Here is a 19,338-nt window from a genome sequence, read left to right on the forward strand (position 1 = left end):
ATCTGCATTCGTATGTTTACTATGCATTATATGAATTTCCAGAGACAAGCAAAAGCAAACAAATGACTTCAGAGCACAGTTCGCATTCGGATATATTGATACATAATAAAATAGCGGATTCCGGTTCCGATCTGTGGGTTTTTGGTTACGGCTCACTGATGTGGCGTCCGGGTTTTGACAGCGCAGAAAACAGTCCGGCATTGCTGCATGGATTCAGCCGGTCATTATGCATCTATTCTCATGTTTATCGTGGCACACCGGAGCTACCCGGATTGGTGCTTGGACTTGATCGGGGCGGGATTTGCCACGGTCAGGCTTTTCGGGTTGAAGCAGAAAACCGGCTGCCGGTGCTGGATTATTTGCGCCAGCGTGAGCAGATCAGCGGTGTTTATATTGAAAGCTGGCTTGGTGTCGAACTGGCCGATGGCCGTCATGTTGAGGCGCTGGTCTATGTGGCTGATCCTGCGCATCAGCAATATGCGGGACTTCTCAGTGATGAGGATAAAGCAATGATGGTCGGGCGTGCCAGTGGTCAGGCCGGACCAAATTGTGATTATGTCATCAACACCGCGCGCCATTTGCAGGCGATGGATATCCGGGACGAGCGTCTGGAAGCCGTTTTAAAGCTGATGTATCCATCAGCAGGCTGAGAAAATTACCGGTTTTACCACACCTTCAAAAGACTTTTTCGGCTTCTGATCTTGTGATTGGTGATGCTGCTGTTTAAATGTGTTTTACCCTTTGCCTGACATGCTGAATTTGGGACATGTTAAAGCTTGTGCTGGCACAGTGAACAGTCTGACTGAGTAGGAGACATTTATGATCGCAATTTTGCGCACCGTTGATCTGGCGCTGGATATTTACACCTGGATCATCATTGCCAGTGCGGTGTTTTCCTGGCTGTATGCTTTTAATGTGGTTAATTCGGGCAACCGCTTTGTGGCCTCAATCGGCGAATTCTTGTACAAAGTGACGGAGCCTGCATTGCGGCCGATCCGTAAAATTTTACCGGATCTCGGTGGTATTGATATCTCACCGATTGTGCTGTTGCTGGCGATTTTCTTTCTTCGCCAGTTCATGTGGACGACACTGGCACCGATGCTCTTAAGCTAATCAATAAAAAACCCGCTTAAAAGCGGGTTTTTTATTATCTGTGATTGAAGCATATGGCCACTTGGGAGACTGGCCGTGGCCTCAAATGTTATTTAGCTTTTTTAGCGCGTTCGATCGCTTCAACGATGAATTTACGTGCGTAATCTTCATCGCCCCAATCACCGATCTTAACCCATTTGCCAGGCTCCAGATCTTTGTAATGTTCAAAGAAGTGAGCGATCTGCTGCAGAGTGATTTCCGGCAGGTCTGTGTAGTTATGAACCTTTTCATAACGACGGGTCAGCTTTGGTGACGGTACGGCAATGATTTTTTCGTCTTTACCGGCATTGTCTTCCATGACCAGAACGCCGATCGGGCGCACATTGATCACGCAGCCCGGAATCAGCGGGCGGGTGTTGCAAACCAGAACGTCAATCGGGTCGCCATCTTCCGACAAAGTGTGCGGAACAAAGCCGTAATTGCCCGGATAGGTCATCGGTGTGTAGAGAAAACGATCGACGATCAGAGCACCGGCATCCTTGTCCATCTCGTATTTGATCGGGTGTCCGCCGACCGGTACTTCGATGATGACGTTAACATCTTCAGGAGGGTTGGAGCCGATGGAAATGGCATCAATATTCATGGGCGTGTCCTTTCATTTGGCGTTCTGATATCGGTTTTCGTGAAACCGTGCAACAAAAACGCAATTTCAGATAAAGCGGCTTATTGTCATGCTCGTGAAATTCTGAACGCTGTTATGCTTCAGCATCAGTTTCCGGTGCAGCAGAATTTGTTTGCCTCTCTTTAAGAGCCTGCAATTCCGCAAGACGGGCTTTGGCTGTCGGCGGCATAGGCGGTGCGTTTTTATCCTGTGAGGCTTGTACCAGAAACTCGTCACACGCTGTTTCTGTAGCTTCAATCAGGCGCTGTAAAAAGACTTCCTTATCCAGACCCGCTTCAATCGGTGGCAGAATACGGCAACGGATGGTGCCCGGATAGCGCAGAAATTTACGACGCGGCCAGTAAAGACCGGCATTATGGGCAATTGGCACAACCGGCAGACCGAGATTGGTATAAAGATGCACAATACCGTATTTATAGGCTGGCGGCGCGCCGGGCGCACGGCGGGTGCCTTCCGGATAAATCATGATCTGGCGCCCGTCAGCAATAGCCTGCTGTGTGCCGCCGGAAATGGAGTGCAGGGCTTTGATGCCGGTGCCGCGATTGACAGGGATCATCTGCATTTTCTTGAGATACCAGCCAAAAAGCGGAATACGCATCAGATCACGTTTCAGAATATAAACCGGATCCGGTGTGTAAGACAAAAATGCATAGACATCCCAGAAAGACTGATGTTTCGGCGCACAAATATAAGCCCCTTCCGGCAGGTTCTCTGCCCCCTCAACCACAAAATCCGTGCCGACAATGTATTTCTGCAAAAAGAGGTTGGAGCGTGCCCAGAACTTCGGGACGAACCATGCTTTTTTGCGGGGCACAAACAAAGTGAAGGGGAGAAACAGGATCATCTGGATGATCAGGCTGATATAGAACACCAGATTGAACAGCACTGACCGGATGGCTATGAGCATATTGATTGTCAGCCTTTTTAAAGCGCAAAGCAGAGAGAGCATTTCACAGTTAAGTTGGATCAACTTGACGACCGTGAAAATGCGACCAAATAAAATCCAGAGCGGTTTCGTTTAAAACCGGAACGGTCTTTCAAATAGAAGAAATTTCACCGGTTATCAATTAAAGACATGAATACGGGCAATATTAGAGCGCGGGTGGCCCATTGGGCGCACAAAGGTCGCTCTAATGGTTCTCGCTTTGGGTATCGAAAATGCTCCAATCGGTCTGTCCGAGATTGATATGAGCAAGGGCACCGATATATTTGATATATTCCGTAAACAATACGCGCAGCGTATCACCCTGACGCATCCAGTTATTGTTTTTCAGGTCACTGTTGATCACCGGATAGGGGATCAGTTCCACATTTCTGACCTGTCTGGACAGTTCCAGAATGGATCGCGGGATGTGATAATTATTTGTCACGATGAAAATGCGTTTATAATTATGCTGCTTAATCCATTTAGCGCTCTCAACCGCATTGCCGATTGTATTGAGGGCTGAACGATCCAGATCAACACAGCAGGCGAAGAGCGCAGGGTCTGTTCTGGTAACACGCTGCAGGGCCTCGCGCTTGGTCGACGGGTGAACGCCGCTGATCAGCAGCCGTTCGCCACGTTTGTCCGACAGCAGCTCCAGCGCCGTTTCAATACGCGATTTTCCGCCGGTCAGCACAATAATCGCATCGGCTTTTTGATCTGCAGGTGGCGCCTGCAAATTGCTGACATGCTCACTGAACATTACAAATCCGATGCCCAGCGCGACGATCAGCGAGAATAACACAACGGCAACGGGCGGAATGCGCCTGCGCAGGCGTTTCAGCCAATGGCGGATAAAACCGTTTTTTTGGGCATGCTTACGGGCTTCCTCACCGGCAAGCTTTGCCGGTTGCGAAGTGTCCTGCCGGTTATCATCCGCAGGGTCAGAAGCCTTGTTGTGCACATGCATTGCCGTTTGGCCTGTTCATTTCCTTTATCGGCGCAGATTAATACAACCTGCGCAAATCGGTCTTTTAGTATAATGCGGAGCACAGCGCAAAAACAGAGATTATTCTTTGCTGCCGCTGATGCTGTCCATATCTTTTAAGTGCCGTATCACGGTGAGGCGGCTGGTGAGCATTGTGAGTATGCTGACAACAATGATTGTCGCTGCAATGCCGATATAGCCTTCGCGTCCGATTGCAAAGCTGCCGAACAGAGCTGCGGCCTGATCGCCTTCCGGTGTTGCCAGATTGCGGCTTGTCCACCAAGAGATGATGAGAAAAATCAGCAAGGCTGCTGCGCCGCCAAAGCAGGCACCTTTGAGCGCGGTGCGGAAAAAGTGCCATTCAAATTCCCGTGCAACGAAACGGGCTTCAGCGCCGATAAAATGCAGCACTTCAATAATATGGCTGTTACCGGCCATAGCGCCACGCGTTGCAAAGATAACGGTCAGCACAGTTGCAGACAACATCAGGATCAACACGCCCATACCGATTAGCACGGTTGTGTGCGCCATAGAGACAAGACGATCCACCCAAGTGCGGTGATCGTCAAAGCTGGCACCCGGAATATTCTTTTGCAACTCAGTACGCAAGGTTTCAAAATCCGGCGGATTCTGTTCGTCAATAGTGACGACGACAAGACGAGGCACTGGTAATTCGTCAATATCCAGACCGGTGCCAAGCCAAGGCTCCAGCAAGCGTGCTGTTGCTGCGCGGTCGATAGTATGCGTGCTTGTTACACCGGCAAAACCAGAGGCAATTTTACCGGCCTGTGCAAGCGCTGCTTCCATATCCTGCCCCTCAATCGGGCGGATCTGAATTGTTGCTTCGCGTGAAATTTGGCTCTGCCACTGGGCAGCGGAAGCGCGCACCAGACTAACCCCGCCGATGGTGATACAGGCGAGAAAGGTCATGATTGCGATGACTGTTATCAGCGTGGTGCCTGAAACACTGACAGGCGGCACAATCGGGGTAGGGCCGCGCTTTTCGCGTTTACGCTTGCCAAGCAGTTCGAGAAAAATCCCGTGATAATGATCAATTGTTGCGCGCAGGTCAGCCATAAATATCCAGCCTTCCCTGATCGAGAATCATGCGACGCGCATCCACCTGATCCATCAATGTCAGATCATGGGTGGCGATAATCACAGCAGTGCCGGAACGGTTAAGTTCAGCGAATAAGCGCAGCAGGCGGCGTGCCAGCGGCGGATCAACATTACCGGTCGGCTCATCGGCAAGCAGAATTTCCGGCTGGTCGATGAGCGCACGGGCAATGGCGGCACGTTGTTTTTCACCACCGGACAAAACCGGTGGCAACACATGCATCCGGTCACCGAGACCAACCCAGTGCATCAGTTCCTGCACCTCATGCCGGTAGGTCGCTTCTTCCTTGCCGCGAACACGCAAAGGCAGGGAAACATTCTCATAGGTGGTCATATGGTCGAGCAGACGAAAGTCCTGAAACACAATGCCGATGCGGCGGCGCAACAGCGGAATTTCGCTGCGCTGCATGGTCGAAATATCTTTGCCGAAAATAGTAATCAGGCCACGCGTTGGTTTCAGCGCCATAAAAAGCAGACGCATCAGCGATGTTTTACCTGCCCCTGACGGGCCGGTCAGAAACTGAAAGGAGCGCGGCGGAATATGAAAGGAGACATCCCGAAGGATTTCCGATCCCATACCATAGCGCAGACCTACATTTTCAAAGCGAATCACTGATTATTTTCCCGATGTTTTTTGCCGGTTTGCTTATGGCTGCCGAACATTGACCCTTGTGGTTAATCCTGCGTTAATCTGCATGCAAGTTTGGCATTTTGAGGTTGAAAAAAGAACAGAAATTTTGTGCCTCTGCGTTTGCACACTCGTATTGTATAACCGGATAAAACGCAGATTTGATGCGGGACAGGTGCAAATAATGTAAAACTGCCCTTTCGGTAAAAGGCGTAGTACTGTAACAGCTACTTTTTTCTTGCAGGGCTTGCTCAGGCAGGAACGGATTATGACCGGAGAAGTGTTTATGCCTTATGTAGGTGGCAGAAATCTTGAAGTGCTGTTCAGTGCGGAGCAGATTGCAGAGCGCAACCGCGAACTGGCGCAAAAAATTGCAGAGCGTAAGCTGGAACGTCCGCTGGCGGTTTCTATCCTCAAAGGTTCGTTTATTTTTGCGGCAGACCTGATCCGCGCCATGCATGATGCCGGTGTTGAGCCGGATGTGGAATTTATTACCGTGTCCAGCTACGGCGCCGGTACAAAGGGCGGAGATATTCGTCTGGTGCGCGATATCGACAGTGAAGTTGAAGGGCGCGATATTCTTCTGATCGACGATATTCTGGAATCCGGCAAAACACTGAGTTTTGTGCGTGAACTGATGATGTCACGCGGTGCGCGCAGCGTCAGCATTGCCGTGCTGCTGGATAAGCCGGGTCATCGCAAGCTTGATCTCTATGCGGATTTCACAGCGTTTGAATGTCCGGATTATTTCGTTGTCGGTTACGGCATGGATGTGGCGCATTCTTTCCGTCAGCTGCCTTATGTCGGTCGCGTAATGGATGCACAGGAATAAACACTGTCCGACTGCTGAATTTAAAAAGCCGCTCAGTGTTATGGGCGGCTTTTTTTATGAAATAGAGCGGTTCCAGTTAAGTCTGAATTTTTGGAACCGCTCTATCCTTTTGTTTTGCGCATTATCCAACGCAAAACCGCTTCGCACTTTTTCTGGAAATGCTTTATTGATCGCGTTGCAGCAGACGTTCCAGATAGTCTTTTTCTTGCTGCGGGCTTAACGCATCGCCGAGCTTTTTGCGAATTTCATCAAGAATGCGGCGGGCTTTCTGGATATCAATTTGATTTGGCAGCTGATTACCGGTGCCTTCTGAGGTGCCCTGACCGGTCTCACGCCCCAGCGGATCGCGACCCTCACCGTTCTGCTGCCCCTGACCTTCGCCTTGTCCCTGCGCCTGTTGCATTTGCTGCATCATCGAACGGGCACCGCGACGCAGCGCTTCCAGCGCTTCGGCCTGCTGGTCTGTGGCCTGACCGCTTTCACCATTTCCGAGTGAACGTCCCGCACGACCCATGAAATTCTGTGCCTGATCCATTTCCTTTGAGGATTCCAGACCTTGCTGTTTCAACTGGTCGGTCAGTGCATTCAGTTCATTTTGCAAATCGCGCTGCTGCTGTTGCAGGTCTTTCAGTGCCTGCTCGGTTTCCTGTCGCGACTGACCGTTCTGCGGGTTGGTTTGTTCTTCGCCTTCACCATCATAGCTGAAATCATCGGTCTGCTCCTGCAACTTCTGATCCAGTTTGAAGGTTTCATTCATCAGTTCTTGCTGACGACGCATCAGATCGCCGAGTTTGTTCAGCTGTTGCTGTGCACCGTTGCCCTGACCCTGACCTTGCCCCTGACCCTGACTTTGTTGAGCGCTTTGGCCGGGCTGAAGATTGTTCAGCATTTCCTGCAATTGCGATAGCATCTGCTGCGCTTCAGCATGATTGCCGGAGCGGGCGAGGTCTTCAATCTGCTGCATCATCCGGTCAATATCGCGCTGGCTGAGCACGCGGGTATTGGGGTTGTTCTGTGCATTTTTATTCGGATTGGTCTGCTGCCTGCGCGCCATTTCGTTTAAGTAGCGGTTCATGGCCTCGCGCAGTTCCTGTGTGAGACGAGCAATTTCCTCAGGACCTGCATTGTTTTGCAGTGCCTGGCTTAAAGCCTCTTGCGCTGCACGCAAGGCTTTTTCCGCGTCTGAAAGCTGACCGTCTTCAATGCCGCGCGCCACATTCCACATATAGCTGACGATCTCACGCAGATCCTCATCATTGCGTGCCAGCTTCAGGCGTTCCCGCACTGAGCGCAGGCCTAAATAATGGCTGATATTGGCAATAGTGGTTTGCGGATGCATGGTCAGTGCATCCAGCATCTGGATCACCGGCGTTTTTTGGTTGCTGTCGAGCGCCAGCACTTGGCGCTGCTCTGCAACTGCGCGTGCCAGCGGATTGATAAACGGGCGCTGCGGCAGCACAAAGCGGATTTCTTTGCTTGTTCCTGTCTGTCCTGCATCATCGGTCACCTGCAATTGCAGGGAGACATATTTGCCTGCCCACGGATGCATGGTTAGATCCTGAAGCGCTGTGGTTTCGTCTGTGCTGTTTTTACCGCGTTTTGGTATGGTTAGCCGCAGTTCCGGCGCACCTGTCAGCGATTGCGCATCATCACTCTGCTTTTCCAGCAGCTTTATGTCAGGCTGTAATTTTACTGCGCCATAATCATCGGTCACTTTATAATGCAGCTCCAGAGTGCCGTTGAGTGCATAGGTCGGATTGCGGGTAAACTCAGCCACCGGCGGCGTGTCCGGTGTGATATTGAACTGCCATGTCTGCTGGCGGGAGCCCGCCTGAAGTTTTGCAGTCACTGTTTTCTTTAGCGGCAGCTCAAAATTTGTACTGTTCTGTGTTTTTGTCGTATTCGGCGCCGGTTTGGCTTCGACAGTCTGCGACTGGCCGTCCTTGTCACTCAGCGTCAGCTGGTTGCGGGTGCTGCCATTGATCTGGATGCTTAAAATACTGCCCTGCGGAATCTCAACCGGCTTTGCATCTTGCGCATCATTGGCACTCAGAAAAACCGGTGCTTTTCCCGTATAGGCTGGCGGGGTGATCCATGCATCAACACGGCCTTCGGGGCCTGCAAATCCGGCAGGCGGATTCCACAGATCGCTGACTTTGCCTGATAGCGGGCTGAAAGAATAAGCAGCGGTTGAAGCAAATAGCAAAATCACCACTGCACGGAATGCGTGGGGGTCGCGCTGCGGAATATCAGGATGCGGGAGAAAACCGTGCAGCCTGTCCGTCAGCGCAGCCATACGTTTGCGGTGTTCCTGCCACAGCGCCTGCGCCAGCGGATCATCGCTTTGTCCGGCAAGCTTGTCATCGGCCAGCTGCAACGGGCTGTGCTGCAGGCCGTTTTCCCGCTCCAGACGGCTGTTGACCGTTTGATCATCGGGCAAGCGAAAGTGCCGGAACCGGATTAATGCATAGCCAAAGACCAGTGCAAAACCCGCTATGACCATGAGATGCAGCCAGCGCGGCATGGCCTGAAACAGGCCGAGCCAAGCCAAGCTGAGCAATAATGCAGCTAAAAGCAGAACAGGTAGTACCAGTGGCCAAAGGCGCTCAAAACACAAGACCAGCGCAGCTTTGACGCGCAAGCGGTACAGCTTGCTGTCTGTTTTCCCGAGAGGTCTGGTTTCGGATTCTGGTATCAAAGATCCGGTTCCCACTGTTTCTGAAGCTGCTTTGTCTTTATGAATGAACGTGTCTTTGATCCGAAAATCGCTTCACACGTTTTGCATGTGCTTCAGATCAGCTTATCCAGAATAAATGGTTTTTCTTCGACAGCCTTTTTATCTGTTTTGCGCCAGTCGTCATGCACGGTGGCATTGCTTGGGGCTTCTAACGCGCCGCGACGACCGCAACCGGTAACAATACTACTAAGCGCAACAAGCATGATGACAGAGGTCATGAATACGCGGCTATTCATAGGGCTTTTTCCTGAAATTGAGGTGCGGGGCATCTGTAAAATCTGCCGGCAGTTGTAGCTGAATTATACATCAAGGCAAACTGTCGATAAAAAATACACAACAGTTTGAAGAGGACAATGCGCAATTGGCACTGTCCTCTCAAGTGCAGTATCAGGCCTTGATCAGACGGTTTTTCCAGTATTTGATCTGGCTGCGTACTTCCTGTGGTGCGGTGCCGCCGAAGGACTGGCGGCTTTCCACGGATTTATCCACAGTCAGGAAGCCGAAAATAGCATCGGTAATCTGCGGATGAATCGACTGCATGTCCTCCAGCGTCAGTGAGGACAGATCGGTTTTTTTCGATTCTGCCAGAGCCACTGCACGACCAGTGACGTGATGGGCTTCACGGAACGGCATGCCAAGCGCGCGCACCAGCCAGTCTGCGAGATCGGTTGCAGTGGAATAGCCGGAACCGGCAGCCTTTTTCATCGAAGCTTCAATCACGGTCAGATCGGAAACCATGCCGCTCATGGCAGCCAGTGCCAGTTCGATGGATTCGGCTGCGTCAAAAACCGCTTCTTTGTCTTCCTGCATGTCTTTGGAATAGGCCAAAGGCAAGCCTTTCATCACCATCAGCAGGCCGACCAGTGAGCCGGTGATACGGCCGGTCTTGGCACGCACCAGTTCTGCGGCATCCGGATTTTTCTTCTGCGGCATGATCGAGGAGCCGGTGGAGAAAGCATCGGACAGGCAGATGAAATTGAACTGCGAGGTTGACCAGATCACGATTTCTTCGGCCAGACGCGACAGATGCGTTGCGCAGATCGAAGCAATCGACAGGAATTCCAGTGCATAATCACGGTCGGATACACTGTCGATGGAGTTACGGGTCGGTTCGCGGAAGCCAAGCGCTTCAGCAGTCATGTGGCGGTCAATCGGGAAGCCGGTACCGGCCAGTGCAGCGGCACCGAGCGGGCTTTCATTCATGCGTTCAATCGCATCGCGCACGCGGGACAAATCGCGGCCGAACATTTCCACATAGGCCATGCAATGATGCCCGAAAGTGACCGGCTGTGCTGTCTGCAAATGGGTGAAGCCCGGCATAACAGTTGCTGCATGTTCTTCTGCGCGGATGAGAAAGGCTTCAATCAGCACTTTCAGCGAGACAGCCGTTTTTTCCAGCTCATTCTTGACCCAGAGGCGGAAATCCAGCGCCACCTGATCATTACGCGAACGGGCAGTGTGCAGACGACCGGCCGGAGCGCCGATCAGATCGGCCAGACGGGCTTCCACATTCATATGGATGTCTTCAAGCTTGCGCGAGAAGGTAAATTTGCCATTTTCGATCTCGGCTAATATGGTATTAAGACCATCGGAGATCTGTTTGTGGTCGTCAGCAGAGATGATGCCGGTTTTGGCAAGCATGGCAGCATGCGCCAGCGATCCGGCAATGTCCTGCGCATAGAGTTTGCGGTCATAACCGATCGAAGCATTAATCTCTTCCATAATGGCAGAAGGACCTGAGGCGAAACGGCCACCCCACATTTGGTTGCTGGATTTTTCTGTCGTCATGCGCGCATACCTGAGCCGAAACTTTGAGTAAAAAGAACGATATTATGGCCGAAGATAATAAAGAGACAAAACCGAAAAGCGCAATCAGCCCGAAGATGATTTTGTTCGCCGGTATTGCCGGACTTCTGGCCGGTGCCCTTGCGGTATACGTGATGGAGCAGCCTTCTGGCAATGTTGTTCCGACAGAGAATACGGCTAGTAATGCCGCAGCAGCAGGCGCAGATGATGCAAAATGTGCATTGAATCAGGAACAGTTAGCTAAACTTTCCGCTGCTGCAACCGGTGAAGTTGCCGGAATGCAACCATCCGATAAGCCTGCTTTGCTGACACATCTGCAATTTGATGCGCCTGACGGATCAAAAACCTCGATCGGCGATATGAAGGGCAAGACCCTGCTGGTGAACCTCTGGGCGAGCTGGTGCGCGCCGTGCCGTGAAGAAATGCCTGCGCTGGATAAGTTGCAGGCAGAACAGGGCAGTGACGATTTTGAAGTGGTGGCGCTGAATATCGATACCGGCGATGTGTCCAAGCCGAAAAACTTCCTCAATGAGATCGGCGTGCAGAAGCTCGGCTTTTACCGTGATGCCAGTCTGACTGTTTTTAATGATTTGAAACGCAGAGGTTTGGCTTTTGGTTTGCCTGTAACTTTGCTGATTGATGAAACCGGTTGTCAGATTGCGGCAATGAACGGACCAGCACACTGGGCGGGGCAGGACGCTGTTAATCTGATTACAGCGGCCAAGACCCTGCGCAACTGATTGGTCGCCAAATCTTGTATAATGTGATTTTACAGGATTTGGATTTTCTGCTCTGCTGAAGGTCTTAAGGGGGATTTTCTATGGGGCTGGATGTCTGGCTTGCCTTCACGGCTGCATCAATTGTTTTGCTGGTGATACCGGGGCCAACCATTTTGCTGGTGGTTTCCTATGCTTTGGGGCAGGGCTGGCGTACTGCCATGCCGATGGCCGCCGGCGTGGCGCTCGGTGACTTTACGGCCATGACATTGTCGATGCTCGGCATTGGTGCATTGCTTGCTGCCTCTGCCACAATATTTACAATCGTGAAATGGCTTGGTGCGGCCTATCTGATCTGGCTTGGTATTAAATTATTCCGTTCCGGTGCCTCAATGCAGGCAGAAGCGCGGGATGCGGATGTATCGCCTGTGAAAATGCTGGCGCATGCATGGCTGGTGACATCCCTCAACCCGAAAAGCATCACGTTTTTCGTGGCCTTCCTGCCGCAATTTCTCGACAGACATGGCGATTTCTGGACGCAGATGCTGATTTTTGAAGCCACATTTCTGGTGCTGTCTTTCAGTAATGCGTTTCTCTATGCTTTTGCAGCGCATCGTGCACGTACGTTGTTTAAAAGCCCGCGAGTACTGCGTGCTTTCAACCGCACCGGCGGTACGTTGCTGATTGGCGCCGGTGTGGCAACGGCAACAATGCGTACCAGCTGATCCGTTTATGCGGTGAAACCGTCGCGCTTCAGACGTACGATGGCGAGATCTAGCGCTGAGAGAAAAGCAGAACGGTCACGGGGTGAAAACGGCTTTGATCCGCCGAATTGACCGGATGAAACCGGATTAGCGGAGCGCAGTTCATCCATCAGATTGCGGGTGGCAAGAATATTGCCGATATTGGCCGCGCTGAACAAGCGGCCATCCGGTGCAAGTGCAACAGCACCGGCAGTGACAGCGCGGTGTGCCAGCGGAATATCCGCGGTGATAACAATCGCACCGACACGTGATCGCTCGGCAATCCAGTCATCGGCCACATCAAGACCGCTCGGAACGATCACACGTTCAATCAGCGGCTCATCACGAGGCGTGGCGATGAAGCTGTTGGCGACCACAAAGGTTCTGATGCGGTGGCGCTCAGCAACTTTGTAAATCTCGTTCTTAACCGGACAGGCATCAGCATCAACATAAATACAGATGGTTTTGTTTTCGTCGGAGTGTGTCATTCATGCTTCATGGCAAAGCCAAATGTGAATGGCAAGCGTTTAACGCTTGGCGAGGCAGAGCGGCAGGGATAAGCCGATTGTATAGTTCGTGGAACAGATCATGCCAGTCAAATATTTCCCTGCTTTATTCGTCTTTCTCTGGGCAACCGGTTTTATCGGTGCGGGGCTTGCTATGCCCTATGCCGAGCCGTTCTGGTTTATGACCGCACGGTTCTTTATTGCTGCGGCTATTCTCGCCGTCTGGGCTTGGCTCAGCGGTGCCCGCTGGCCGGACGGGCGCGGGCTTGTAAACGCCGCAATTGTCGGCTGCCTCATTCACGGTATTTATCTCTCCGGTGTGTTCTGGGCGGTGCGTCATGGTTTACCTGCTGGTATGACGGCGCTGGTTTCCGGCTTGCAGCCACTGATTACCACTTTGATTGCTGCTTTATTCTTACGTGAGGTCGTGCTGCCACGGCAATGGCTGGGGCTGCTGATCGGCTTTTGCGGTGTGGCGCTGGTGGTTGCACCGAAATTCTCGCTCAGTTCCGGCGGTATTAATCCGGCAACGCTGAGCGCGGCGCTGGCAGCGGTCATGGCGATCAGTATCGGTACAGTCTGGCAAAAACGCTTTGCTGTGAAGATTGACCTGAGAACCGGCACGACCGTGCAATATATTGCGGCGGGGATTTTGACCGGTTTGTTATCGCTGGCTTTTGAAACGCAGACGGTGATCTGGTCACCGGAACTGCTGTTTGCAATGGTCTGGCTGGTGTTGGTCCTGTCAATCGGTGCGATTTTGCTGCTGTTAGTTCTGATCGGGCAGGGCGAAGTGTCAAAAGTCGCCTCGTTCTTTTATCTGGTGCCGGGGACGGCTGCGATTATGGCCTATCTGCTGTTTGGGGAAACCCTGACGCTGGTGCAGATTGCCGGTATGGTGCTGACCACTTTCGGTGTGGCGCTGGCAACTTTACAAAAGAAAAAACCGGCAGCTTAAAGCCGCCGGTCTGATCATTATTCTGATGTTATTAGCGGCGTGGCAGCAGCTTTTTCACTTCATCGGCCGCATCGGCAAGGGCTTCTTCCGGTGTGGCTTTCTGCTCAACAACGCGGGACAGATTATCAACAATGGTCTGGGTCACTTTTACACCGTTCGAACCGGGGAAAGCATACCAAGGCACCATAAGATTCATCTGGCTCAGACCGGCTTTAAACAGCGGGTTTTCGTCATAGAATTTGCCAAGATATTCGTCGGATTTGGCAGCCAATGCATTATTCGGCACATAGCCGGTGCCCGGTACCACAACGGAAGCGCCGTAAGGACCGGCAGCAAACTTGGCGAATTTCCATGCGGCTTCAATCTTGGCATCGTCCGATGTCAGGATAACAACCGCATTGCCGCCGGTTGGTAGACGACCTTTTTCCGGATTGAGCAGCGGGATTTTAGCGGTACGCATGTCAAATTTGTCGCCGACATTTTTGATCGTATTGCGCAGACCACCGGTTGTCTGGAAAGCAAAGCCGACATTACCGGCAGCAAAAGCCTGTTCGCCTGCATCTTTGGTAAAGACCGGCAGACCGCCTTCTTTGACCATGCGATCCAGTGTTTTAAACGCAGCTTCACCTTCCGCGCCGTTAAATGCGACCTGCTTTTCATCATCGGACAGCATCTGACCACCGGCACCGAACAGTAGTGCTGAGAACATCCAGTCATCAGACTGCCAGCGGAAATCAATGCCCTGAACGCCATTGCCCAGCGCTTTAATCTTGCCACCGATGCGGATGACATCATCCCATGTTGTCGGAGGTGTGTCAGGATTTTCGCCGACTTTTTTAAACAGGTCAGCATTATAATACATGATCGGGTTGGAAGTGGCGAAAGCCAGACCGACCTGACGGTCTCCGACTTTGGCAAGGTTCAGAATGGTCGGCGTGAAACCCTGCGCTTCAAAATCAGTTTCTTTCTCGACCAGAGGTTTCAGATCAAGGCCGATATTGCGTTCGCTCAAAATGCGCAGACGGTTCAGGCCGGTAAAAGTGATATCCGGCAGCTCGGCAGTGCCGTTCTGGCGCATAATCAGCTGAATGCCGTCTTCATAGGTCGCAGAAGGATTGACGAAATGGATTTTGATATCCGGATTTTCTTCCGAAAATTTCTTGGAAATATTGGCCATCACGTCCTGAAAAAAGCCCGGCATAGGATAATGCACATTGAGCATGGTTTCAGCCAGAGCTGTGCTGCACAGGCCGGAAAAAAGGGCAGCAGCAGTCAGAGTACGGGAGAAGAATGTCATTACAGGCTCCGTAAATGTTTGGGAGGAAGAGCGTTACAGACGTGAGGTTGTGATCAGCCTTTCAGGCCGGTCATGGTGATGCCCTCAATGAAACGGCGCTGAGCCGCAAGGAAGGCAATGACGAGAGGCAGGGTAATAATCAGCGTGGCAGCCATGAGTGCGCCATAATCATCACCGGCTTCAGCCGCGCGGAAATAAAGCAGCCCCAGTGGTGGTGTGGCTTTTTCCATGCCGGTGACAACGATCAGTGGCCAGAACAGATCATTCCAGTGGGCAACCACGGAAAAGATCGAAAAGGCGGTGATCGCAGGCCATGCATTGGGCACAATAACGCGGGCGACAATGCCGGTTTCGGACATGCCGTCGAGACGGGCGGCATTGATAAGATCATCCGGCATTGAGCGGAAGAACTGCAGAAACAGGAAGATACCGAACACCGAGATGAAGAACGGCGCGCTGATGGCGAAATAGGTGTTCAGCATGCCGGTGCGTTCAAAGCCTAAATAGAACGGTAGAGCGGTGGCATGGATCGGCACCAGAAGGCCGAGCATCACCGCACTCATCATCACCTGTGCCGCACGGAAGCGCAGCTTAGCCATCGCATAAGCGCAGGGAATAGCGATGATAACCTGAACCACCAGAATAATGGTGCAAACCAAAACACCGTTGAACAGCAGCGTCCCCATCGGCACGCGGGAAAAGGCTTTGGTGATATTTTCAATCAAAGCCCAGTTCTGCGGAATGAGATTGAGCGATGAGGAGAAAATATCGGACTGGGATTTGGCTGCGGTAGAAAGCATCCAGATATAGGGTGCAAGGAACAGCAGCGCACCGAGAGACAAGATCCCGAGGCGGGTAAAACGTAAGACTGACATGATTTCCGCCTCTTAATAATGCACGCGGCGGTCAAGCACGCGATATTGCAGCAACATCATGACGATCAGCACCATGAGGAAAATCACGGTCATGGCGGAGGCATAGCCGACACGCAGGAATACAAAACCTTCCTGATAGATCGTATGCAGCAGCACTTCCGAGGCTTTGTTTGGCCCGCCCTGTGTCAGGGTTTTCACCGATTCAAAGACTTTGACGGAATTGATCGTGCTGATGGTGATAACAAAAAGTGTGGTGGGGCCGAGCAGCGGCCATGTCACTAAGCGGAAACGCTCCCATGCGCTTTTGGCGCCATCCATCTCGGCGGCAGAATACAGCTCACGGGGAATGGCGGTGAGGCCCGCCAGAAACAGCACCATGTTAAACCCGACAGTCTGCCAGATGCCGATCATAGCAAGACTTGGCAATACAGTTGAAGAACTGCCGAGCCAGTTAGGACCGTCGATCCCTAACAGGCTGAGCATGGCATTGACGGGACCCATTGTCGGATGCAGCAGATATTGCCAGACTGTCGCCATAGCCACGAGCAGCGAGGCAACGGGCAGGAAGTAAACCGTGCGGAAAAAGGCTTTGCCGCGTGTTTCGCTCTCAATCAGCAGAGCGGCACCAAGGCCTAAGAAGACGGAAACCGGTGTAACGATCAGCGTATAAACAGCCGTGTTTTGCAAGGAAATGCGGAAGGTACGGTCTTTGAAAAGCTCGATGTAATTTTCTAAGCCGACAAACTGAAAATCCGTATAGCCCAGCTCGAAATTGGTAAAACTGAGATAAAGCACAGCCAAAGTCGGCAGCAGAATAAACAGCAAGACCAGTGAAACGGCCGGTGCCATCAGCTTCCATGCCAGCCGTTCTTCACGTTTGCGGGCGGCATTGGCAGCATCACGCGCTGTCATCGTGGTTGGGAAAACTTGCGCAATATCAGACATGGCTGTCTGCCTTGATGCGGCTGACAGCTGCATGAGAGAGTTTACGCAAGCGCTGGCCTTCAGTGTCAAACAGCAATGCTTTTTGCGGTTCAAAGGTCAGATGAACAGGCATGTCGGGTTGCAAATCAGCTGCGTGAGCAGGAGTGGTTCGGGCTGTCAGCAGTTCTTGTGCACCCGGTGCATTGAGATAAATGAGTGCCTCAGAACCCAGAAATTCAACGCGGGCAACAGTGGCGAAAATAACGCGCTCAGCCGTTTGGTCTGTGATTTTACGTATTTGCAAATCTTCAGGGCGAATAGCTACACTGACTGCTGATCCGGCATGAATATCGACATTACTCAGAATTGGTTTGCCGGCAAAGTGAATAATGCCCTGATCGCTGGCGCGTGAATTCAGAACATTGATTTTCGGGCTGCCGATGAAGCGGGCAACTTCGATATGGCGTGGATTGTTATAAATCTCGGCCGGTGTGTCGATTTGCAGGAGATGACCACCGATCATCACAGCAACGCGGTCGGCCATGCTCAGTGCTTCTGACTGGTCATGGGTCACATAGAGACTTGGCACACCGGCTCGGCGGTGCAAATCAACAATTTCAGCACGGGTATGCACACGCAAATTGGCATCGAGATTGGAGAGCGGCTCATCCATCAGGAAGACCTGCGGCTGGCGCACCATGGCGCGGGCAAGAGCGACACGCTGGCGCTGACCGCCGGACATTTGCGCAGGTTTGCGGTCGAGCAAATGATCAATTTTCAGACTGAGGGCAGTTGCTTGTACCTGTTGTTGAATGGCTGCGCGTTTGGCGGCTTGACCCGGCAGGAAATTACCGATCAATGGCAGGCGTTCCATTACCGTCAGATCACGCATTGCCAGTGGCACGGCGATATTTTCCCGCGTTGTCAGATGCGGATAGAGTGCGTAGGACTGGAACACCATTGCAATATTGCGGTCAGAAGGATGGGCAGCGGTGATATTGCGGCCATCCAGCCAGATAGCACCGTCATCGGCATGTTCCAGACCAGCGGCAATACGTAAAATAGTACTTTTTCCGCAACCCGATGGCCCGACCAGTGCAATGAATTCCCCGTCTTCTGCTTCAATCGTCACATCTTTGAGAATGTGCTGATCACCGAATGATTTGGAGATATTTTTTAAGGCGAAGCGACCCATTATGCCTGCTCCGCAGTTTCGGCATCAGTGTTGACCGCGGCAGTGTGGCTCGAAGGGTAAACTTCATGCACCACGTCATCCAGCAGGTAAGGGCGCAACTGTGTGAGTTCGGTGATTTCACTGTGTACGGTGTCAGTCAATGTGTGAATGACAGCGCCGACAATACGCTCGCCCGGCAGATCACGTTCCATCGGCCCGACGATAAAGCCTGAGGATGGCCCCCAGACCAGCGAAATGCCCTGATGATGACCAGCCCATGCGCGGTGCAGGTGTCCGCTGGCATAAAGACGGACATTCTGATTTTGAAATAGAGCCATAAGACGTTTACGGTCTTCCGGCGAAGCACCCCAGTATCCGCTGTCGCCCTCATCAGGGCCGTCAACAAAAAGCGGTTTATGGGCAAAAATCGCAACCGGATTGCCTTCGGCACCTTTTAACGCTTCTTCCAGCCACAGATATTGCTCTTCTTCTTCCGCATGGCTGCTGCCGATCAGCAGGCTGTTGAGGCCGATTAAACGCCAGCCGGACTGGTCATGCACCCAACGGTCAGGGCCGACCAGATCGCGCCAGCGCTCAAGGCGCTCATCATTGACCGGTTGCAACGAGGAAGGGAGATGACCGACATCATGGTTGCCCGGAACGCACAAAACCGGCAGATTCAGCTCACTGAAAAGATCAACGCAATAAGTGAGATCGTCATCGTAATCCGCGCCATCCACTGCGAGGTCGCCGGTATGGATGACGAGATCAGGCTGAACTTCTTCCAACCATTCGGCGAGCGGTTGCCAGTTCTTCGTGAAATGTGTTTTGGACGGGCTGAAATGGGTGTCGGTGATCTGAACAATCCGCATGGATCTGCTCCCTCATTAAGATTTGAAAAACGCGGATGTGTATTTCAAATCGGGGAACACAGGCCGCTAATGCGGGTTCACTACACTGTGTAGGTGACAGACAAACATCAGACAGATGACAAGATTGTAACATGCACAGGCATATCCAGAATGCCGTTGGCGCAGAGGATAGTGAGAGCGTTTCATGTGAAACATTTCTCAGGAGGAGCGGGCAGAATATCAGGCCTGATTTCAAAGGTAGCAGCGCTTGCTGCATATCAATGTCGCATATCTGTGCGGATATGGAGCGCTAAGAGATAGCTGATCGTGCCTGACAGAGCATGGAGCAGTCTTTGCAAGCCATTCTTTACTGACATTATATTTTCTTTTTGCAAATGATTGTCACTTGCAATTTGAAAAATAACATTTTACAAAGTGTGCAATTGACAATCATTTGCAACTAGAGTTTTGATGGTTGCAAAAAAGAATTT

The 19,338-nt window shown here is 51.9% G+C and carries 20 protein-coding genes; 6 read left to right on the plus strand and 14 right to left on the minus strand.

Annotation, left to right across the window (positions count from 1 at the left end; genetic code table 11):
* Positions 1 to 110: 110 nt before the first annotated feature.
* Both P8H26_RS06725 and P8H26_RS06730 read left to right on the plus strand, forming a co-directional pair.
* Positions 111 to 650, plus strand: a complete 540-nt coding sequence (locus P8H26_RS06725) for a gamma-glutamylcyclotransferase (protein WP_289632213.1) — start codon at positions 111 to 113, stop codon at positions 648 to 650.
* Positions 651 to 819: 169 nt separating this feature from the next.
* Positions 820 to 1,113, plus strand: a complete 294-nt coding sequence (locus P8H26_RS06730) for a YggT family protein (protein ID WP_289632124.1) — start codon at positions 820 to 822, stop codon at positions 1,111 to 1,113.
* A gap of 88 nt (positions 1,114 to 1,201) precedes the next feature.
* Here P8H26_RS06730 and ppa read toward each other — a convergent pair whose 3' ends face one another.
* The 5 genes from ppa to ftsE form a co-directional block, all read right to left on the minus strand.
* Positions 1,202 to 1,735: an inorganic diphosphatase gene (gene ppa / locus P8H26_RS06735; RefSeq protein ID WP_289632126.1), complete on the minus strand. Its 534-nt coding sequence runs from the start codon at positions 1,733 to 1,735 to the stop codon at positions 1,202 to 1,204.
* Between the two features lie 112 nt (positions 1,736 to 1,847).
* The gene (locus tag P8H26_RS06740) at positions 1,848 to 2,681 is read right to left on the minus strand and encodes a 1-acyl-sn-glycerol-3-phosphate acyltransferase (protein WP_289632128.1); all 834 of its coding nucleotides are present in this window, start codon (positions 2,679 to 2,681) and stop codon (positions 1,848 to 1,850) included.
* A gap of 223 nt (positions 2,682 to 2,904) precedes the next feature.
* Complete coding sequence (locus tag P8H26_RS06745; RefSeq protein WP_289632129.1) at positions 2,905 to 3,666, minus strand: YdcF family protein; 762 nt, start codon at positions 3,664 to 3,666, stop codon at positions 2,905 to 2,907.
* 99 nt (positions 3,667 to 3,765) lie between these two features.
* Positions 3,766 to 4,761 (minus strand): ABC transporter permease, encoded by a 996-nt coding sequence (locus tag P8H26_RS06750; RefSeq protein WP_289632130.1) that lies wholly within the window; start codon positions 4,759 to 4,761, stop codon positions 3,766 to 3,768.
* Positions 4,754 to 5,413: a cell division ATP-binding protein FtsE gene (gene ftsE / locus P8H26_RS06755; RefSeq protein WP_308446654.1), complete on the minus strand. Its 660-nt coding sequence runs from the start codon at positions 5,411 to 5,413 to the stop codon at positions 4,754 to 4,756. Before ftsE ends, P8H26_RS06750 begins: the two co-directional genes overlap by 8 nt.
* Positions 5,414 to 5,714: 301 nt before the next feature.
* Between ftsE and hpt the strand changes: the two genes are divergently transcribed.
* Complete coding sequence (hpt, locus tag P8H26_RS06760) at positions 5,715 to 6,260, plus strand: hypoxanthine phosphoribosyltransferase (protein ID WP_289632215.1); 546 nt, start codon at positions 5,715 to 5,717, stop codon at positions 6,258 to 6,260.
* 163 nt (positions 6,261 to 6,423) lie between these two features.
* On the opposite strand, the gene P8H26_RS06765 is transcribed toward hpt, so the two are convergent.
* The 3 genes from P8H26_RS06765 to argH form a co-directional block, all read right to left on the minus strand.
* Entirely contained in the window at positions 6,424 to 8,958 is a 2,535-nt protein-coding gene (locus P8H26_RS06765) for a TIGR02302 family protein (protein ID WP_289632131.1), read from the minus strand.
* A 92-nt stretch (positions 8,959 to 9,050) separates the two neighbouring features.
* On the minus strand, positions 9,051 to 9,233 hold the full coding sequence (locus P8H26_RS06770; RefSeq protein WP_289632133.1) for a lipoprotein: 183 nt from the start codon (positions 9,231 to 9,233) through the stop codon (positions 9,051 to 9,053).
* Between the two features lie 151 nt (positions 9,234 to 9,384).
* Positions 9,385 to 10,785, minus strand: coding sequence for an argininosuccinate lyase (gene argH / locus P8H26_RS06775; RefSeq protein WP_289632134.1), 1,401 nt, complete (start codon positions 10,783 to 10,785; stop codon positions 9,385 to 9,387).
* Between the two features lie 44 nt (positions 10,786 to 10,829).
* Between argH and P8H26_RS06780 the strand changes: the two genes are divergently transcribed.
* Entirely contained in the window at positions 10,830 to 11,543 is a 714-nt protein-coding gene (locus tag P8H26_RS06780; protein WP_289632216.1) for a TlpA disulfide reductase family protein, read from the plus strand.
* Positions 11,544 to 11,623: 80 nt separating this feature from the next.
* Positions 11,624 to 12,244 (plus strand): LysE family translocator, encoded by a 621-nt coding sequence (locus tag P8H26_RS06785; protein WP_289632135.1) that lies wholly within the window; start codon positions 11,624 to 11,626, stop codon positions 12,242 to 12,244.
* Between the two features lie 5 nt (positions 12,245 to 12,249).
* Here the strand turns inward: P8H26_RS06785 and P8H26_RS06790 are convergent, their stop codons facing one another.
* Complete coding sequence (locus P8H26_RS06790; RefSeq protein ID WP_289632136.1) at positions 12,250 to 12,750, minus strand: YaiI/YqxD family protein; 501 nt, start codon at positions 12,748 to 12,750, stop codon at positions 12,250 to 12,252.
* Positions 12,751 to 12,850: 100 nt separating this feature from the next.
* Between P8H26_RS06790 and P8H26_RS06795 the strand changes: the two genes are divergently transcribed.
* Entirely contained in the window at positions 12,851 to 13,726 is an 876-nt protein-coding gene (locus tag P8H26_RS06795; protein ID WP_289632137.1) for a DMT family transporter, read from the plus strand.
* 31 nt (positions 13,727 to 13,757) lie between these two features.
* Here P8H26_RS06795 and P8H26_RS06800 read toward each other — a convergent pair whose 3' ends face one another.
* The 5 genes from P8H26_RS06800 to P8H26_RS06820 are packed head-to-tail and all read right to left on the minus strand — an operon-like array spanning position 13,758 to position 18,868.
* Positions 13,758 to 15,023 (minus strand): ABC transporter substrate-binding protein, encoded by a 1,266-nt coding sequence (locus tag P8H26_RS06800; protein WP_289632138.1) that lies wholly within the window; start codon positions 15,021 to 15,023, stop codon positions 13,758 to 13,760.
* A 53-nt stretch (positions 15,024 to 15,076) separates the two neighbouring features.
* Entirely contained in the window at positions 15,077 to 15,898 is an 822-nt protein-coding gene (locus P8H26_RS06805) for a carbohydrate ABC transporter permease (protein ID WP_289632139.1), read from the minus strand.
* A gap of 12 nt (positions 15,899 to 15,910) precedes the next feature.
* Complete coding sequence (locus P8H26_RS06810) at positions 15,911 to 16,843, minus strand: carbohydrate ABC transporter permease (protein WP_289632140.1); 933 nt, start codon at positions 16,841 to 16,843, stop codon at positions 15,911 to 15,913.
* Complete coding sequence (locus P8H26_RS06815) at positions 16,836 to 18,017, minus strand: ABC transporter ATP-binding protein (RefSeq protein WP_289632142.1); 1,182 nt, start codon at positions 18,015 to 18,017, stop codon at positions 16,836 to 16,838. Before P8H26_RS06815 ends, P8H26_RS06810 begins: the two co-directional genes overlap by 8 nt.
* Entirely contained in the window at positions 18,017 to 18,868 is an 852-nt protein-coding gene (locus P8H26_RS06820; protein WP_289632143.1) for a metallophosphoesterase, read from the minus strand. The genes P8H26_RS06815 and P8H26_RS06820 overlap by 1 nt, the downstream gene beginning before the upstream one ends.
* Between the last annotated feature and the right edge of the window lie 470 nt (positions 18,869 to 19,338).

The organism is Pseudochrobactrum sp. sp1633 (assembly GCF_030376605.1).
In the GTDB taxonomy this organism is placed as follows: domain Bacteria; phylum Pseudomonadota; class Alphaproteobacteria; order Rhizobiales; family Rhizobiaceae; genus Pseudochrobactrum.

Coding starts and splice junctions, on each gene's coding strand:
- P8H26_RS06770 (WP_289632133.1), bottom strand. CDS start 9,233: ATGAATAGCCGCGTATTCATGACCTCTGTCATCATGCTTGTTGCGCTT.
- P8H26_RS06750 (WP_289632130.1), bottom strand. CDS start 4,761: ATGGCTGACCTGCGCGCAACAATTGATCATTATCACGGGATTTTTCTC.
- ppa (WP_289632126.1), bottom strand. CDS start 1,735: ATGAATATTGATGCCATTTCCATCGGCTCCAACCCTCCTGAAGATGTT.
- P8H26_RS06740 (WP_289632128.1), bottom strand. CDS start 2,681: ATGCTCATAGCCATCCGGTCAGTGCTGTTCAATCTGGTGTTCTATATC.
- argH (WP_289632134.1), bottom strand. CDS start 10,785: ATGACGACAGAAAAATCCAGCAACCAAATGTGGGGTGGCCGTTTCGCC.
- P8H26_RS06820 (WP_289632143.1), bottom strand. CDS start 18,868: ATGCGGATTGTTCAGATCACCGACACCCATTTCAGCCCGTCCAAAACA.
- P8H26_RS06785 (WP_289632135.1), top strand. CDS start 11,624: ATGGGGCTGGATGTCTGGCTTGCCTTCACGGCTGCATCAATTGTTTTG.
- hpt (WP_289632215.1), top strand. CDS start 5,715: ATGCCTTATGTAGGTGGCAGAAATCTTGAAGTGCTGTTCAGTGCGGAG.
- P8H26_RS06730 (WP_289632124.1), top strand. CDS start 820: ATGATCGCAATTTTGCGCACCGTTGATCTGGCGCTGGATATTTACACC.
- P8H26_RS06745 (WP_289632129.1), bottom strand. CDS start 3,666: ATGCATGTGCACAACAAGGCTTCTGACCCTGCGGATGATAACCGGCAG.
- P8H26_RS06805 (WP_289632139.1), bottom strand. CDS start 15,898: ATGTCAGTCTTACGTTTTACCCGCCTCGGGATCTTGTCTCTCGGTGCG.
- P8H26_RS06815 (WP_289632142.1), bottom strand. CDS start 18,017: ATGGGTCGCTTCGCCTTAAAAAATATCTCCAAATCATTCGGTGATCAG.
- P8H26_RS06800 (WP_289632138.1), bottom strand. CDS start 15,023: ATGACATTCTTCTCCCGTACTCTGACTGCTGCTGCCCTTTTTTCCGGC.
- P8H26_RS06780 (WP_289632216.1), top strand. CDS start 10,830: ATGGCCGAAGATAATAAAGAGACAAAACCGAAAAGCGCAATCAGCCCG.
- P8H26_RS06790 (WP_289632136.1), bottom strand. CDS start 12,750: ATGACACACTCCGACGAAAACAAAACCATCTGTATTTATGTTGATGCT.
- P8H26_RS06810 (WP_289632140.1), bottom strand. CDS start 16,843: ATGTCTGATATTGCGCAAGTTTTCCCAACCACGATGACAGCGCGTGAT.
- P8H26_RS06795 (WP_289632137.1), top strand. CDS start 12,851: ATGCCAGTCAAATATTTCCCTGCTTTATTCGTCTTTCTCTGGGCAACC.